The sequence below is a fragment of the Campylobacter sp. BCW_4341 genome (assembly GCF_001764255.1).
Classification (GTDB): Bacteria; Campylobacterota; Campylobacteria; order Campylobacterales; family Campylobacteraceae; genus Campylobacter_D; species Campylobacter_D jejuni.
Genome location: NZ_MKAH01000032.1, coordinates 13,759 through 30,451, shown reverse-complemented (window position 1 = coordinate 30,451; position 16,693 = coordinate 13,759). Strand labels below are relative to the sequence as shown.

Annotated in this window: 11 protein-coding genes, 1 tRNA gene and 1 other RNA gene; 9 read left to right on the top strand and 4 right to left on the bottom strand. The window is 31.7% G+C overall.

Going from position 1 to position 16,693, the window contains the following annotated elements:
• The first annotated feature begins 2 nt into the window (after positions 1 to 2).
• Positions 3 to 3,128: a S8 family serine peptidase gene (locus AJN70_RS04720; RefSeq protein WP_070243124.1), complete on the top strand. Its 3,126-nt coding sequence runs from the start codon at positions 3 to 5 to the stop codon at positions 3,126 to 3,128.
• A gap of 55 nt (positions 3,129 to 3,183) precedes the next feature.
• Positions 3,184 to 4,575, top strand: coding sequence for a class II fumarate hydratase (fumC, locus tag AJN70_RS04715; protein WP_002854099.1), 1,392 nt, complete (start codon positions 3,184 to 3,186; stop codon positions 4,573 to 4,575).
• A 28-nt stretch (positions 4,576 to 4,603) separates the two neighbouring features.
• On the opposite strand, the gene AJN70_RS04710 is transcribed toward fumC, so the two are convergent.
• Both AJN70_RS04710 and ruvB read right to left on the bottom strand, forming a co-directional pair.
• Complete coding sequence (locus AJN70_RS04710) at positions 4,604 to 5,647, bottom strand: AI-2E family transporter (protein ID WP_070243123.1); 1,044 nt, start codon at positions 5,645 to 5,647, stop codon at positions 4,604 to 4,606.
• Positions 5,648 to 5,650: 3 nt separating this feature from the next.
• Positions 5,651 to 6,658 carry a Holliday junction branch migration DNA helicase RuvB gene (gene ruvB, locus AJN70_RS04705; RefSeq protein WP_002862037.1) on the bottom strand — a complete coding sequence of 336 codons (1,008 nt, stop codon included), beginning with the start codon at positions 6,656 to 6,658 and terminating at the stop codon, positions 5,651 to 5,653.
• A gap of 90 nt (positions 6,659 to 6,748) precedes the next feature.
• Between ruvB and AJN70_RS04700 the strand changes: the two genes are divergently transcribed.
• The 3 genes from AJN70_RS04700 to AJN70_RS04690 all read left to right on the top strand — a co-directional run bounded on the left by AJN70_RS04700 (position 6,749) and on the right by AJN70_RS04690 (position 9,996).
• Positions 6,749 to 7,159 carry a hypothetical protein gene (locus AJN70_RS04700; RefSeq protein WP_002783915.1) on the top strand — a complete coding sequence of 137 codons (411 nt, stop codon included), beginning with the start codon at positions 6,749 to 6,751 and terminating at the stop codon, positions 7,157 to 7,159.
• Positions 7,160 to 7,518: a transfer-messenger RNA gene (gene ssrA, locus AJN70_RS04695) on the top strand.
• A 204-nt stretch (positions 7,519 to 7,722) separates the two neighbouring features.
• Positions 7,723 to 9,996 carry an autotransporter outer membrane beta-barrel domain-containing protein gene (locus AJN70_RS04690; protein ID WP_070295541.1) on the top strand — a complete coding sequence of 758 codons (2,274 nt, stop codon included), beginning with the start codon at positions 7,723 to 7,725 and terminating at the stop codon, positions 9,994 to 9,996.
• Positions 9,997 to 10,137: 141 nt separating this feature from the next.
• Here AJN70_RS04690 and AJN70_RS04685 read toward each other — a convergent pair whose 3' ends face one another.
• Positions 10,138 to 12,222 (bottom strand): RNA degradosome polyphosphate kinase, encoded by a 2,085-nt coding sequence (locus AJN70_RS04685; protein WP_070295540.1) that lies wholly within the window; start codon positions 12,220 to 12,222, stop codon positions 10,138 to 10,140.
• 187 nt (positions 12,223 to 12,409) lie between these two features.
• Here AJN70_RS04685 and nrfH point away from each other — a divergent pair, with 187 nt between their 5' ends.
• From nrfH to AJN70_RS04665, 4 genes are all read left to right on the top strand, one after another.
• Positions 12,410 to 12,925, top strand: a complete 516-nt coding sequence (gene nrfH, locus AJN70_RS04680; protein ID WP_070295539.1) for a cytochrome c nitrite reductase small subunit — start codon at positions 12,410 to 12,412, stop codon at positions 12,923 to 12,925.
• A 14-nt stretch (positions 12,926 to 12,939) separates the two neighbouring features.
• Positions 12,940 to 14,772, top strand: coding sequence for an ammonia-forming cytochrome c nitrite reductase subunit c552 (locus AJN70_RS04675; protein WP_070240329.1), 1,833 nt, complete (start codon positions 12,940 to 12,942; stop codon positions 14,770 to 14,772).
• A gap of 136 nt (positions 14,773 to 14,908) precedes the next feature.
• Positions 14,909 to 15,463, top strand: a complete 555-nt coding sequence (locus tag AJN70_RS04670; RefSeq protein WP_002892921.1) for a membrane protein — start codon at positions 14,909 to 14,911, stop codon at positions 15,461 to 15,463.
• A gap of 63 nt (positions 15,464 to 15,526) precedes the next feature.
• Positions 15,527 to 15,616: transfer RNA gene (locus AJN70_RS04665), tRNA-Ser, on the top strand.
• 72 nt (positions 15,617 to 15,688) lie between these two features.
• Here AJN70_RS04665 and ceuB read toward each other — a convergent pair.
• Positions 15,689 to 16,681: an enterochelin ABC transporter substrate-binding protein CeuB gene (gene ceuB, locus AJN70_RS04660; protein ID WP_044778853.1), complete on the bottom strand. Its 993-nt coding sequence runs from the start codon at positions 16,679 to 16,681 to the stop codon at positions 15,689 to 15,691.
• Positions 16,682 to 16,693: the final 12 nt, after the last annotated feature.

The window sequence follows — 16,693 nt, the reverse complement described above, 5'->3', positions numbered from 1 at the left end:
AAATGAAAAAATTTTTTTGTTTAACTTTCGTTTGTAAACTTTTTGCTTTAAGTGAATTTGAACTTCATCATATTGATAAAGTACATAAGCTAGGGTATAGTGGAGATACTATTATAATAGGTGTAGCCGATGATGCTTTTAATCAAGATCATATTAGTTTAAAGGATAAGATTTTAAAGTCTATTTATCCTACTGATACAGCTGGGAAACAGCTTATACCTGATTTGCAAAAATCAACACACGGAAGTCATGTAGCAGGTATAGCTGTTGGGGCAAAGATAGACGATAGTAAACCTTATGGAGTGGCTTATGGGGCAAAATTTTATGGAGCTGGGGTGTTTCCAAATGGCTCTTACACTCAAAATCCTAATATTTATAATTTTTTCAAAAATGTGAGTATTATTAATAATAGCTGGGGTATTAAATTTTATCCTTATTTTAATCTTAGGGCTTCAAATTCTGGATTAGTAGATTGTACTCAAACTAATCAAGGGAAAAGCTATAATATCTGTAATACTCCTTTGGAGTATGTTATGAAAGCAGATAAAGTTGCTAATGATATGATGAGGCTTAGCAAGGATAAGGGAGTATTAAATGTATTTGCTGCTGGTAATGAAGGAATTCTTAGCCCTGCTTTGCATGCGATTTTACCAAGTTATGATGAATCTTTAAGAGCTTGGTTGGCTGTTGGAGCTTTGGATGCAAATGAGATTACTTTAGAATCAGATGGGACTTTAACAATTAAAAGTCAAGGTTTGGCCGATTTTAGTAATGGTTTTAAGGGAGCTACGAATTTTTCTTTAGTTGCTGCTGGAGTAAATATTAATAATGTTGATTCAAGCACTAATGATAACTTTACAAAAAAAAGTGGAACTTCTATGGCAGCACCTATGGTGAGTGGAACAGCGGCACTGGTCAAGCAAAATTTCCCCTTTTTGGATGGTAAGCAAATTGCTGATATACTGTTAAGTACAGCAAATAAAAATTATAAGGCTCCAAAATTTACTGTTAAACAAGTAACCGATGGAACAAATCAACCTAAATTTCTTATTGTGTATATTTCGCAAGATCCACCTAAGATAGAAGATGAAATAAAACGGGATTTAAAACAGCTTTACAATGGAATGCAAGTTCAAGTTAATGGACAATGGATTGATTATAGTGATTATATTTGGGATAATAGAGATAGTGCGCAGTCGCAAAAACTTAATACTTCCACTATTAGTTCTATTAATGGAGTAGTTAGGGTTGAAAAAGAAGAATTATTTGGACAAGGAATTTTAGATGCACAAAAGGCGTTAAAAGGACTGAGTATTTTAGATGCAAACAGACTCAGTGACCAGGATGTATTAAAATATGATCAAGAACCTAATACAGCTTATTATACTATAAATACTGCAGGTTATGATGCTGAATTTTCTAATGATATTAGTCAAAGAAAATGGGATGAAAGTGCTCATTTATCAAGCGCTATTAATAAACCTACACATTTAGCTAATCTTAACATAGGATTATCTAAAGAAGGTGAAGGTATTTTGATTATCAGTGGTCAAAATACTTATGAGGGTGCAACTTTAATCAAACAAGGAGAATTAAAGCTCAAAGGAAAAGTTAAAAATAATGCTTATGTAGAACAAGAAGCAATGCTAAGCGGTAATGGTATTGTAGGGCAAAATTTAAACAATAAAGGCATAGTTAGACCTGGAAATGAAGATTTGAGTGATTTAACCGTGCAAGGAACTTATACTCAAGAAGGAGTTGACTCTAAATTACAACTTGATTTTGGTAATTATAAAAATTCTAAACTGATTGCAAAAACTTATGATATTAAGAGCGGGAATTTAGAATATATTCCTTTACCTAAATACTATATCTTAAATAAGCCAGTGAAAATTAATTTAGGAGATTTGGAAAAAAGTTTATCATCTTTTAATCATGTTTTGGTGCAAAATACTTATGCTTTAAATTTTGATTTTGTTTTAAGTGATGATTTAGTGAGTATTAATAAAATCTTAATAAAACCTAATTTAAAACCCAATGCTTATGAAATTCCTAATACAAGCTTGGGAAATGCTTTAAGACAATTGCGATCTAGAGCAGACTTGAGTCGGACTTATCAGGAATTTTTTGCTTCTTTAGATAATGGAATAGATGTAAAGACTAAATTAAATAGAATAGAAGGTTCAGAGTATTTAAGCACTTTTAGTAATCATAATCAATCTAATTTGATACAAAATAACATATTGTTTACTCTTCATCCTCTTAATATTAATAATTTTGCACAAAACAATAATATGTTACTTGCTAGTGCTTATTTACCTAGAATTTTTAGTAATGAAGAATATTTTTGGCACCTTACTCCAAGCTATAAATACTATAAAGATAAAGATTTTTCAGGTCAAAAAACAGGTGCTAATATCTCTTTAGGAGAAAATTTCTCATCAGGCTTTTTAGCTTATGCTTTATCTCTTTCTAGCGCTAGATTTAATTTTAATAATGGTAGTGATTTGAAGAGTTATAATATGGACTTATTGTTTAATTATAACCATGATTTAGATTTTATAAAAATATTAAGTGGATTAGGTATAGGTGTAGGATTTAATACTCTTAATCGTTTTGTAGTAGAGCAGCCAATTGAAGGCAAGTATAAAACATTGCAAACTTCAGCCCAGCTTGGTGTAACTAAAGATATTATTTTAGGTCAAGATTTTATTTTTAATCCTTTAATGTATTTTACACATAGTTTTTTTTATCAAGAAGATTTTAAAGAAAATAAAAGTCCTTTTGCTAAAAATTACGAAAGTTTAAAACATCATAGCATAAATGCAAATTTAGGTTTTAATCTTGCTAAAAATATAGAGCAAGATGATTATCAAGCTTCTTTTTCTACTTTTGTAATTTTTGAAAAAAGAATTTATGGAAGAACTTTAGAAAATAAGGCTAGTTTTGTTGATTTTCCTATTGCTTTTATTCAAAAATATAAATTAAAAGATAATATTTTAAGTCAAGGTTTTAATTCAGAATTTTTATATAAAAACAATGTATTTTGGCAGTTTATGTTAATGAATAGATTTTCTCATAATGCCTATGAATTGCATTTAATGAGTTCAATAGGAAAACGTTTTTGAAAGTATTTATTTTTTTAGCTTATAATAAATAAAATTTTAATCAAAGGAAAAAATTATGGAATACAGAGTTGAACATGATACCATGGGTGAAGTTAAGGTCCCAAATGACAAATATTGGGGAGCGCAAACTGAAAGAAGTTTTGAAAATTTCAAAATCGGTTGTGAGAAAATGCCAAAGGTTTTAATCTATGCTTTTGCAAATCTTAAAAAATCTTTAGCTTTAGTCAATAACAAACTTGGCAAACTTGATGATGCTAAAAAAAATGCTATAGTTCAAGCTTGTGATGAGATTATCGCAGGTAAATTTGATGATAATTTTCCACTTGCGATTTGGCAAACAGGTTCAGGTACGCAAAGCAATATGAATATGAATGAAGTTATTGCAAATCGTGCCACTGAAATCATGGGCGGGGATTTTCGCAAAGAAAAGCTTGTACATCCAAATGATCATGTTAATATGAGTCAAAGTTCAAATGATACTTTTCCAACAGCTATGAGTATCGTTGCAGTTGAGCAAGTAGAGAAAAAGCTTATCCCTGCGCTTGATGAGCTTATTGCAACTTTTGAAAAAAAAGTAAAAGAATTTGATGGTATTATCAAGATAGGACGCACGCATTTGCAAGATGCTACCCCACTTACTCTAGCACAAGAATTTAGTGGATATCTTTCTATGCTTTTGCATTCAAAAGAGCAAATCATCGCTTCTTTACCAACTTTAAGAGAACTTGCCATAGGAGGAACCGCAGTAGGAACAGGGCTTAATGCACATCCAGAATTAAGCCAAAAAGTAAGTGAAGAGTTAACTCAACTTATAGGTACGAAATTTGTTTCAAGTCCAAATAAATTTCATGCTTTAACGAGTCATGATGCGATCAATTTCACTCATGGAGCTATGAAAGGTTTGGCTGCAAATTTAATGAAAATTGCAAATGATATTAGATGGCTAGCTTCAGGTCCAAGATGCGGTCTTGGTGAGCTTATCATCCCTGAAAATGAGCCAGGAAGTTCGATTATGCCAGGTAAGGTAAATCCTACTCAGTGTGAAGCTGTTACTATGGTTGCCGTACAAGTGATGGGAAATGATGCAGCTATCGGATTTGCAGCAAGTCAAGGAAATTTTGAACTTAATGTGTTTAAGCCTGTGATTATTTATAATTTCTTGCAAAGTCTTGATTTGTTGGCTGATTCTATGCATTCATTCAATATCCATTGTGCTGTAGGTATAGAACCAAATCGTGCAAAAATTGATCATAATCTTCATAATTCTTTAATGCTAGTTACCGCTCTAAATCCACACATAGGTTATGAAAATGCTGCTAAAGTAGCCAAAAATGCCCATAAAAAAGGTATTTCTTTAAAAGAAAGTGCAATGGAGCTTGGTTTGGTTAGCGAAGAAGATTTCAATAAATTTGTTGATCCTACTAAAATGATAGGCCCAAAAGCTTAAAACATAAAACTTGCCTTTTTAAGGCAAGTTAAATTAAATTCTTATCTTTTAAAATCACATACATTCTTAAAGTTGATACAAAAAAGGTTAAAATTGCAGGACCTAGTATAATACCCCAAAAACCAAAGGTAGAAATTCCTGCTATCATAGCCAAGAAAATTAAAAGTTCGTTGATTTTGGTTGGGGTTTTTACAAGTTTTTTGTTGATCCATTTGATGATTAAAGGTTTGATTAAAGTATCTGCTATAAAAGAAATTACAATTACAGAATAAATAAAAATAACAAGAGCTGAGTTAAGATTGTTTGAGGCAAATTCATAAAGACTTACAGGCACATAAATTAAAGCTCCTCCTATAGCAGGTATGAGAGAACTTACAGCAAAAATTACTCCCATTAAAATTCCATCATAACCATAAAACATTGTGATTAAACCAAAAAGTGCACCTTGAAATATCGCTACAATCACCATAGAGTAAAGCACAACAGCCATAACATTACCCACTTCACTTAAAACATCATCGAGTTCTTTTTTATCAATAGGAATGATGGATTTAAGATAGATAACAAGTTCTGTTCCATATAAATTTGCAAAGAAGTAAAACACACAAATTAAAACCATATCTATAAGAAATTTAGCTCCTGATTTTGTAAAACTTGAAGCATAACTTAGAATTTGTTTAGAAATGCTATTTAAATCTATAGAAGCTAAAAATTCTTTGATTTTAGGTTCTAAAAAATTAAAGCTTTCAGGCAAGGTAAATTGATAGTTTTTGACATAATCAAGTGTTTGTGTAATTAAATTAATATCAAAATTCTTTAAAGCTTTGGCAAGTTCTATCATGGCATAAACAAAAGGTGCAAAGAAAAGCAAAACCATGCAAGCTGTTGTAAGAATGGAAGCTAAAAATTTATGTCCTTTAGTAAGATTTAAAAATTTTGCATTGATGTTTGAGGTAGCTACCGCCATTAAACTAGCTATGATAATCACAAGTAAAAAACCTTTAAAAAGATAAAGCAAAAGAAATAAAATAACTAAAATAAAGCTTATAAGAAAGATTTTTCCATTTTGCAAAATTTACTCCTCAAATAAAGTTTTTTCATAGTTTAATTTTAAAGCACTATAGCTTTTTGTGCTAGCTATACGCCCTTTTGCAGTGCGTTCTATATAGCCATTAGCAAGCAAATAAGGCTCGATTACATCTTCTATGGTATTTTCATCTTCGCTTAAAGCTGCAGCAATACTTGCAAGCCCGATAGGTTTTTGCTTAGCAGCGGTTAAAAGTTCAAGATATCTTAAATCCATCGCATCAAAACCAAGCTCATTAACTCCTAAAGAATTTAAGGCCTCATTAGCCCTTTTTTCTGTGATAATCTCTTCATCATTAACATCGGCAAAATCTCTAACTCTTTTTAAAAGCCTTAGAGCTATTCTAGGGGTTGAACGACTTCTTTTAGCGATCTCAAGTGCGGCTTTTTCTTCGCAAGTTTTATTAAGTTTTAAAGCTGCTTTTTGCAAGATGAGAGCAAGTTCACTATCTTTGTAAAATTCTAATCTAAATTGCATACCAAAACGATCGCGCAAAGGATTGCTAAGCATACCTGCACGCGTTGTAGCCCCTATAAGAGTAAATTTTGGTAAATCGATTTTTATGGTTTGAGCAGCTGGACCACTACCTATGATAATATCAAGGCGATAATCCTCCATCGCAGGGTAAAGTACTTCTTCGATAGCAGGGCTTAAACGATGAATTTCATCGATAAAAAGTATATCTCCTTCGCTAAGATTGGTTAAAATAGCGGCTAAATCCCCGCTTTTTTCTATCATAGGAGCGGCGGTTGTTTTGATATTTGCACCCATTTCATAGGAGATGATATTAGCTAGTGTTGTTTTTCCAAGTCCTGCAGGACCACTAAAAAGTATATGATCTAAACATTCATTACGTTTTTTAGCTGCAGCTATAAAGACATTTAAATTTTTTTTAATGCTTTCTTGACCTATATAACCATCAAAATTTGAAGGACGCAACGAAGTTTCGTAAGTTTCATCAAAGGAGTATTTTTCTATTTCTACTATTCTATCCATATCTTTGCTTATATTTTGGAAAAATTAAAATAAGATTTTAGCTAAAATTTGCTAGAATTTATATTAAACTTTAATGATTATGGTTTAAAAATGGGAATTTTAACAAAATTAGAATTAGATTATGAAATTGACGATATAGAAAAATTTTTACAATTTTTTAGAACCATGTGTGATAGGTTTGAACCTTTAATCATCAAGCTTGGAAGCGATAGTGTGCGTTATAAAGAAGCTATAAAAGAGCTTGAAACTTTAGCACACAATACCGCTTGGGCAGCAAGACGTTTAAATCTTGAAGAAGTGACTGATTTTTGTGTATTTTGTGAAGAGATGATGGCGCAAGCAAATCGCTTTAACGGACCTGCTAGTGATGAATTTACGGATTGGATGCTTTTAATGAGCGATCAGTTTGAAAAATATTGTCGTTCATATGAAAATGATGATTCTGTTTTAGCGGTTTTTAATCCTTTAATTGTTAATGTTCCAAATATTATTTCTAAATAAGGGAGCGACTTGGCTTCGACAGGAGTAAGTCTGCTTAGATGGCATGTCGCTTTGGGCAAAGCGTAAAAAGCTCAAATAAAATTAAACGCAAACAACGTTAAATTCGCTCCTGCTTACGCTAAAGCTGCGTAAGTTCAGTTGAGCCTGAAATTTAAGTCATACTATCTAGCTTAATTTTCGGTCATTTTTGATAGTGTAGCCTTGCGTTTGACAAGCGTTGAGGTGAAATAAAGTCTTAGCCTTGCTTTTGAGTTTTGGAAGATGAGCGAAGTAGGGTGAAGTAGTCATCTTTGCTAAGCATGTAGAGATCTTTGTGGGATTATTTTTGGACAGGGGTTCGATTCCCCTCGCTTCCACCATCACGCTAATGTTAAGTAAATCATAAGTTTATTTCAAATTTTTAGAATTTTTTATATGAAGTTAAGATCGATTTATTACCCTTAAAACTTTGATATATTAAGTTTTATAATTTTTCATTAAAAATTATAGTTTTATTTTTAAGCTTATTTTTAGGGGGGGGGTATAATTTCTTCTTTAGTTTAAATTTATTGAAGGAGAAACTTATGAAGAAAAATGCTTCGAGCAAGATATTGCTAAGCTTAGGTGTAGCAACTTTGCTTTATTCAGGTGCTTTTGCACAAGAAATCAATCTTACAGAGTCTTCAGATATAGGAAAATATTTTGAAGAAAATGGTAAGGATATCAATCTTAAAAATCCTGATGATTACAAAGGAAAAGATTTAAGTATCAAAATGGGCATTGGGGATTTACCAAGCGATGGCTATGATAGCGCTGATTATCGATTTAACATTGATATCGGTAAAAACAATACTTTAAGCTTTACGCATAATAACAATCAAGAACCTGCTTATGTAACAAATCTAAACGCTACTGCTAAAAAAGTTGAAACAACAGATATAATTTTACAAGTTTTTGCACCTTCGGTGATTAATGGAGATTTGACTATGACTGGCTCAGGAAAGGAAGCCATTACCGAGGATGAAGAAAAAGGCTCAGGTATAATTCTTTATAATGGAGCAGGTGAAACACAAAGTGCTAATGGTAGCTTAACTATAAATGGAAATTTTACCGCCGATAAAACCCTTTTTGCTACTTATGGAAATTTTGTTAAGGTAAATGGAACTGCAAATCTTACAAATTCAAATTTTGGACTTATCAAACGCTCTTATACAGACTTAGAAGCAAATAATGTAATAATGGTTCAAGCTAAAGATTTCAATGAAGATATTTTAAAAGCAAAGAACAATGCAGGTGCATTACTTGTAAAATTTTTAAATGATTATGTTTCAACTGATCTTCATGGCAAAGATGAATTAGAAACAGGAGCTGTTATAGATATTAGCGATGAAGAGAAATATGGCGATGGAGAAAAAGGCTTAGTAGATTATAAACTTAGTGTTCAAAACTGCGGTGGCAATAAATGCTTGGTAGTTAATGGAGGTGCTACTGCAGCAGCTAAAAATAAGCTAGTTCAACTTCAAGTAGATATAGATACTATCGATAAATTACTTAAAAATGAATTTGATTCCGATGAAGGTGAAGAATGGGAGCAAGCCAAAGAAGCCCTTAATAAACAAAAAACTGAACTTCAAGCAATGTTAGATGAAGCTAAGAAAAACGGCGGTAAAATCGATGATGAAAAATACGTTGATTTAGTAAATAAAAACTTAAATTTAAATCTTAGTACTAATGATAAAGCTTCTATCCTAGCTCTTCGTTCTATCACAGAACAATTAGGAGGTATAGGAGCAGATTTAGCAAGTAGAGAAGGTGTAAAACTAGCCCTACAAATCAAAAAAGACACAGACAATACAGGTAAATCTGTATCTAATCTCAATTCAGCTTCTAGTGCAGTTAATACCACTATGAATATTTCTAATGATGTTTCTATAGGCTCTCGTGTAGCAATGTTAAACAATCCTTTTGGAACTTATGCTTCTAAAATGAATGATCTTAAATTTGCTGCTTTAGATAGTGATATGAGACCAAGCTATGTAAATGAATATACCAATAGTGTTTGGGCTAATGCTTTTGGTGGTGCTAACATTATCGATGGAGATAGTGGTGCAATGTATGGTGCTACCGTAGGGGTAGATAAACAAGCTAATGATAATGTTTTATGGGGTGCTTATTTTACTTATGCAAATGCTAAAATCAAAGACAATAATTTAGAACAAAAAAGTGATAACTTCCAATTAGGTATGTATTCTACTATCAATGTAGCTCCACAATGGGAACTTAATCTTAAAGCTTATGCTCAAGTTTCTCCAACTAAACAAGACAATATTCAAACAGATGGTGCATATAACTCAGATTATACAAGCAAATTCTTAGGACTTAGTGCTAATGCAGGTCGTGTGTTTGACTTTAGTGATAATACTTTATTTATCAAACCTTTTGCAGGGATAAATTATTATTTTAGTTATACTCCATCTCATACAGAAAATGGTGCTATTGCTAAAGATATTGATTCTATGAAAAACAATTCTGTAAGTGTTGAAGTGGGTGCTGAATTTAGAAAATATATGAATGAAAACTCTTATATTTTTGTAACTCCAAAAATAGAACAATTTGTTATCAATAGGGGTGATGATTACACAGCTAATTTAGCTATAAATAATGCTTTCTTTACTAGTGTAGAAGCTAACAACAAGAAAAAAACATATGGGCAAATTATCGTAGGGGGTAATATAGATTTTACAAATCAACTCAGTATGAATCTTGGTTTTGGTGCTAAACAAATACTAGCAGGTAAAGTAGATAATAAAAATGAAACTTACTTAAGTGGTCAAGTAGGACTTAAGTATAAATTTTAATCTTAAAAATCATTTCTAAATCTTTTTATAGTTTAGAAATGATTGTTTATTTCTATGGGAAATCTCCTAGGGCTTTATCTTAAAGCCCTTTTTTATAACAAACAAGTAAATAAGTCTTTAGAGTAAAAACCCTAAAAACTTTTAGTTTTCCTTAAAAAGTTTGGAAGCTAAGTGTGTTGCACGACTTTGATCTGTATCTTTTTTAAGTGTTTTATAAATTTTACTTACATATTCTTCTAAGGTTTGTTGAGAATCTATGATTTTTTCAGAAGAAGGAATTTTTTCATATTCTCCATTGTTTTTAAGCTCATAAGCTAAAACATTATCGCTAAGTTGCAAGCGTAAAAATTGAGCTAATTTAGCTTTGCTTCTTTCATCATATATAGGAGTCATAAGTTCTAAACGGCGTTCTAAATTTCTTGGCATCCAATCTGCACTCGATATAAAATAATTTGGCTCACTATGTTTAAAATAAAATACTCTAGCATGTTCTAAGTATTTTCCTATGATGCTTCTAACGCGTATGTTTTTGCTGTATTCTTCATCAGGTTTTAAGCAACAAATTCCACGTATGATAAGATCGATTTGTACTCCTTCCATACTTGCTTCATAAAGCGCTTGTATGATATCACTATCCACAAGAGAATTCATTTTAGCTACAATCACACCTTCATTTTTTTTGCTTGTTTCAATGCGTATCATTTCTAAAACTTTTTCTTTGATTTGATTTGGACTCATTGAAAGAGTTTGAAGACGACGGTTTTTGCTAAAGCCTGATAAGATATGAAAAAATTTTGTCGTATCTCTTGCAAATTCTACTTTGCTTGTAAAATAACTCACATCAGTATAGATTTTAGCACTGCTTGCATTGTAATTTCCTGTGCTTAAATGTATATAAAATTTAAGCTTATCCCCTTGTTTGCGTATGACTTGAGAAACCTTAGCGTGGACTTTAAAACCTGTAATGCCATAAATAACATGAGCTCCGGCATTTTCTAAAGCTTTCGCCCAATGAAGATTATTTTCTTCATCAAAACGTGCTTTTAATTCTACCATCACAGTTACTTGTTTTCCATCGCTTGCAGCATCAATTAAAGCTTGAACTATATTAGAATTTTTTTCAACTCTATAAAGTGTCATTCTTATGGAAATTACTTCAGGATCTTTGCTTGCTTCTTTGATAAATTTATAAACTGGATCAAAACTTTCAAAAGGTTGTATGATGAGTATATCTTCTTTTTCTACAGCATCAAAAATAGATAAATTCTCATCAAAAGGTGGTAAAGTTTTAGGCGTGTAAAGTGGGCTTAAAAGATGTGTAAAGGTTTTATTTCCTGCGATTTGCCAAAGGCTAGGGAGATTGAGTAAAATAGAATATTCATAAACATCTTTATGAAAAATTTTCATGTGAGTATTAAGAAATTCTACGATTTGCTCATCTGCATCTTTTTGAATTTGCAATCTTACAAAAGCTCCTTTTCTGCGAAGCTTCAAGCCTTGCTCTAAAATCATCATAAAATCATCAGCTTCTTCCTCTTCTATTACTATATCTGCATTTCTAGTCACTCTAAATGCTGCTGAAGCTAAGAGTTTATAGCCTGGAAAAATTTCTTCTGCGTGTTGATGGACTATACTTTCTATAGGAACATAAATATTTGCACTTACTTCATAAAAACGAGGTAAAACTCTTGGAATTCTAATCATTCCAAATTTTACAAGTTCAGGATGTGCTTTATCACAAATTTTAACCGCTAGTGAAAAAGATAAGTTGTTTAAATGCGGAAAAGGGTGAGTCGCATCAACAGCTATTGGAACAATAACAGGAAAAATATTAGAGAAAAAATACTCATCACATTTTTGTTTTAAATTTTCATCTAAATTCTCATAATGCTTTATGAAAAGATTTTCTTTTTCTAATTCACTTGTGATTTCATTAAAATAATGCTCCAAAAGCTCTTTTTCTTGGTGTAAATATTTGCGTATGGCTTTTAATTGTTGTAAAGGGGTCATTTCATCGCTACTGCTTGCATTAACTCCAGCTGAAAAAAGTTGTTTTAAGCCTGCAACGCGTATCATATAAAATTCATCTAAATTAGTGCAATATATAGCTATAAATTTTAATTTTTCTAATAAGGGTAAATTTTTAGAACATTGGTCTAAAACACGAGAATTAAAGCGAAGCCAAGAAAGTTCGCGATTGATAAACATATCAGGACTTATTTGCATTAATTTTTCCTTTTTTTGTTATATTTTATCATTTATTTTAAAATTATTGAATAAAAGTTTCAAATTTTTTAGGTTAATTAAGAGTAAATATATCTTTAAAATTATATTAAATTCATCTATGTTAAAATTACAAAATTTATTTCTGGGAAATTCTGTGACATTATTGTTCTATTGAAGATTTTAAGAAATGATAATTTTAAGGAGGAAAATTTTGAAGAAAACTTCGAATCTTTTTACTATTTTTCTTGTTTTGCTTTTTGTTTTGTTTGCGGTTGGGTTTTATACTTTTTATAACGCTAAGGGCACATCTTATTTAAGCAATGCAAGCGAATCTTGTAATAACTGCCATATTATGAATGAAGTTTATAATGAATACATGGCAGGGCCGCACTCTCAAAAAGTCAAAGGCGAACCTAGGGCAACTTGCGTGGATTGCCATTTGCCACATAATTTTGTAGCTAAATGGATAGCTAAAGCTCAAAGTGGTTTAGGGCATGCTTATGCTTTTACTTTTAAACTTGATGAGTTGCCTACAAATTTGAGTGCGACTGAAAAAAGCAGAAAAATGGTGCAAGAAAACTGCATACGCTGTCATGCAGATTTTGCTCAAACAGCTATCAATGCTACAACAAATCCACATGCAGACAAGTCATTAAATTGTGCTTCTTGTCATAAAGATGTTGGACATAAACACGGAATTTAATAAGGAGAAGATGAATGAAAAAAAATATTTTACGCTTGGGTATTGTTGTTTTGGTTTTACTTATAGCGGGAGTTTTATGGCTAAATAATGATATCAATCAAAAAAAAGAAGATGAAGCAAATAAAAATGCTATTGCAGCAAATGCTGATTTTTCTTTGCTTAGCGATGATGATCCAAATTTTGAAAAATGGGGTAAGGTTTTCCCAGAGCAACTAAAAATGTATTTAACAGTTGAAAAAGAAGAGCCTAAGGCTACTGAGTTTGGTGGTAATTTAGCTTATTCAAAATTGATTCGCTTTCCTCAATTAACCATACTTTGGGCAGGATATCCTTTTAGCCTTGATTTCAATGAAGAAAGAGGGCATTTTTGGGTTCAAGTAGATCAAATGAAAACAGCAAGAAACAACAAAGATTTTCTTAATGCCCATGGACTTGCTGCTTTTAAAGGTCAACCTGCAGCTTGTATGAATTGTCATAGTGGATGGACTCCATGGCTTATAAAAAATGTTGCTAAAGGGGATTTTACTGCTTTTAATTCTACAAATTATTGGACTATGATTAAAAATATCCCAGCTGTTGATGGTATAGTAGAAAATTCACCTGAACATGCAGGCCCACATGGTGGTAAAAGAATGGGCGTAACTTGTGCAGATTGTCACAATCCAAATGATATGAGTTTAAGACTTACTCGTCCAGCAGCTATTAATGCTTTAGTTTCTAGGGGATATGAAAAAGATCCGGTACAAGGCGTAAAAGCTACAAGGGAAGAAATGAGAACTTTAGTTTGCTCTCAATGCCATGTTGAATACTATTTTAAACCAACAGGGGAAAAAGTAAAAGTAATGGGTGAAACTATTGTAGATGATAGTTCTAAAAAATGGTGGAATGGAACTCAGAAAAATTATGATGAGTATGAATTTTGGAGAGATGGAAATAAAGCTAAAGAGATTGAAACCGATGGTATAGTTTTAACTTTTCCTTGGAGTGAGTGGAAAAAAGGACAACCATTTAGAATTGAAATGCTAGATGATTATTATGATAAAATTCGTGGAGTATTTGGAGCTGATTTTACTCATAAATTAACAGGGGCACAAATTATTAAAATTCAACACCCAGAAAGTGAACTTTATAGTGGCGGTGTGCATGCTGCAAATGGAGTAAGTTGCGTGGATTGTCATATGCCTTATGTTAGAGAAGGGGCTAAAAAGGTTACTCAACACAATATCACTTCTCCTTTAAGAGATATTAACTCTGCTTGTAAGTCTTGTCATAAACAAAGCGAAGATTATTTAAAAGCTCAAGTACTTGACATACAAAATAGCGTTGCACATGATCAAAGAACTGCAGAGTACGCAATTGTTAGTTTGATTATGGATACTAAAAAACTACGCGATGAATTAGGCAATATGGAAAAATTCCAAAGCGATGGAAAAGCTGATGCGAAAAAAATTAGCGAAGAACTAAAAGAAGTTTTAGAACTTCATCGTAAAGCCCAAATGAGAGCGGATTTTGTTAATGCTGAAAACTCAACTGGTTTCCATAATCCTCGCGAAGCTTCAAGAATGTTATTGCAAGCTGTTGATATGGCAAGAATGGGACAAACTAAACTTGTAGAAATTGCGACAGCAAACGGAATTAAAGATTTTAAAACTTCAAATTTAGGTTTTGAAGATATTCAAAAATTTAATCCAGGAGAGCTTTACTATAAAGTAGATGTTAATGGCCATAAAGCTGGAGAGCGTTACTATGCAGATGAAAAAGATGTTAATGGTAATCCTCCAAAAGAACTTTTAGAGCATGATAAAGAGCTTGTTCCTTATAATTATCAAGTGATTGATAAAAAATAATTCTTAAGCCCTATAAATCATAGGGCTTTTTCTTTTATTTGTTTTAAAAAATATAAACTTTTTATTTGAAGTTCACTTTTACTTCACTTTGTTTTGTCAAAATATCACAAATTTTGATAATCAAAAAGGATTTAAAATGATCAATAAAAATAAATTGTTTAGACAGGTTCATATCTATCTTAGTTTGTTCTTCTTGCCTTGCGCCTTGCTTTTTGCTTTAACAGGTATAGCGTATATTTTTGGTATTAATCAAGATGTGGGTTTGAAAGTTGAGCAGTATCAATTGTCAAAAGTTATAGAAAGTGGTAAAGAAAGAGAAGCCTTAATAGAGTACTTAAAAACAAATGGTTTAAAAGTGCCATCTAATACAGATATCATTAAAAGTAAAGATAAAGGCATAACAATAGGCGGAACTCATTATAGTGCTAATATAACTCAAAATTCTACTAATGAATACAACATTACCTTAAAAACAAGATCTTTACTTGGAGATATGATTATGCTTCATAAAGATAAGGGTGCTTGGTATTTTTCTGTGCTTAGCGTAGGCTTTGGTATTACTTTATTTATGCTTTATATTTCAGGGCTTATGATTACTTTGTTTGCAAATAAAAAAGATAGAAGTAAACAATTTGCAGTTCTTGGAGTAGGGGTTGTTGTAACTTTGCTTTTGGCTTATCTTAGCCTTTGATTTTTCCTAGCTTTTTAAGCTAGGTATTATTTATTTTTTTGTATAATCATACTTTACTTTATTGGACAGATGGGTGAGTGGCTGAAACCACACCCCTGCTAAGGGTGCAGATCTTAACGGGTCTCGAGGGTTCAAATCCCTCTCTGTCCGCCACTAAAACTTTCTTGAAAATTCCAAGTATTTTATTAAGTATTAAAGCAAGAGACTAGCTCTTGCGAGATTGTATTATTTTACAGCGTTTTTGATTTCTAAAATCATAGTTTTTAAAGACTCTAGTCCATTTCCACTTGCTAAATACCAGTATTCTGGATCAAGATAGATGATTTTTTTGTTTTGTGCTGCTTTGGTTTTAGCAACAAGCGCATTATCGAGTATGCCTTGAGCGCGTTCTTTGTTGCCTACAATGATATTTCTATCAACAACAAAAATATAATCAGGATTTTTTTCTAGTATAAATTCAGAATTGATACTTTTGCCGTGTGTGCCTACTTTTATATTCTCATCTACTGCGTTAATCCCTAAAACATCGTGAATAATCCCAAAGCGAGATTGAGGGCCAAAGGCTGAAATTTTGTTAGAATTTGTAAGAACGATAAGAGCTTTTTTATCTTCATTAACTATGCTTTTGGCTTTTTCAATTTCATTTTTAATATCTGAAATTTTTTCCAAAGCTTCTTTTTCTAAACCATAAAGTTTTGCAACGCTTAAAACATTATTTTCAAAAGAGCTTAAAAAATTTGCATTATCAAGACCTACAAATAAAGTTGGAGCTATTTCTTTTAACTTATCATAAAATTTACTTTGGCGTCCAGAAATAATGATAAGATCAGGTTTTAAAGCATTAATGGCTTCAAAATCAACTTGTTGCACTCCGCCTACACTAGGTTTGTTTTTAAATTGTTGTAGGTATTTTGGTAAATTTTTAGCAGGAACGCCTGCGACTTTATCGTTTAATTTTAAAGCATCAAAAGTATCTAAAATTCCAAGATCTAAGATCACTACCTTAGAAGGATTTTTAGGGATTTTATTTTCTCCTAGGCTATCCTTCACTAAAAAACTATCACCCTCATCACTCATGCTAATAGGCAAAACTTTCACTGTAGCAGTGTTGGTTTTTGTTGTAGAACTTGCGTTGTTTTCGTTTGAGTTTGAATTACAAGCTGTTAAGATTAGACTTAAAAAAAATGCAAAAAATGCAAAAACTAAAGATTTTTTCATATTTTCTCCTTT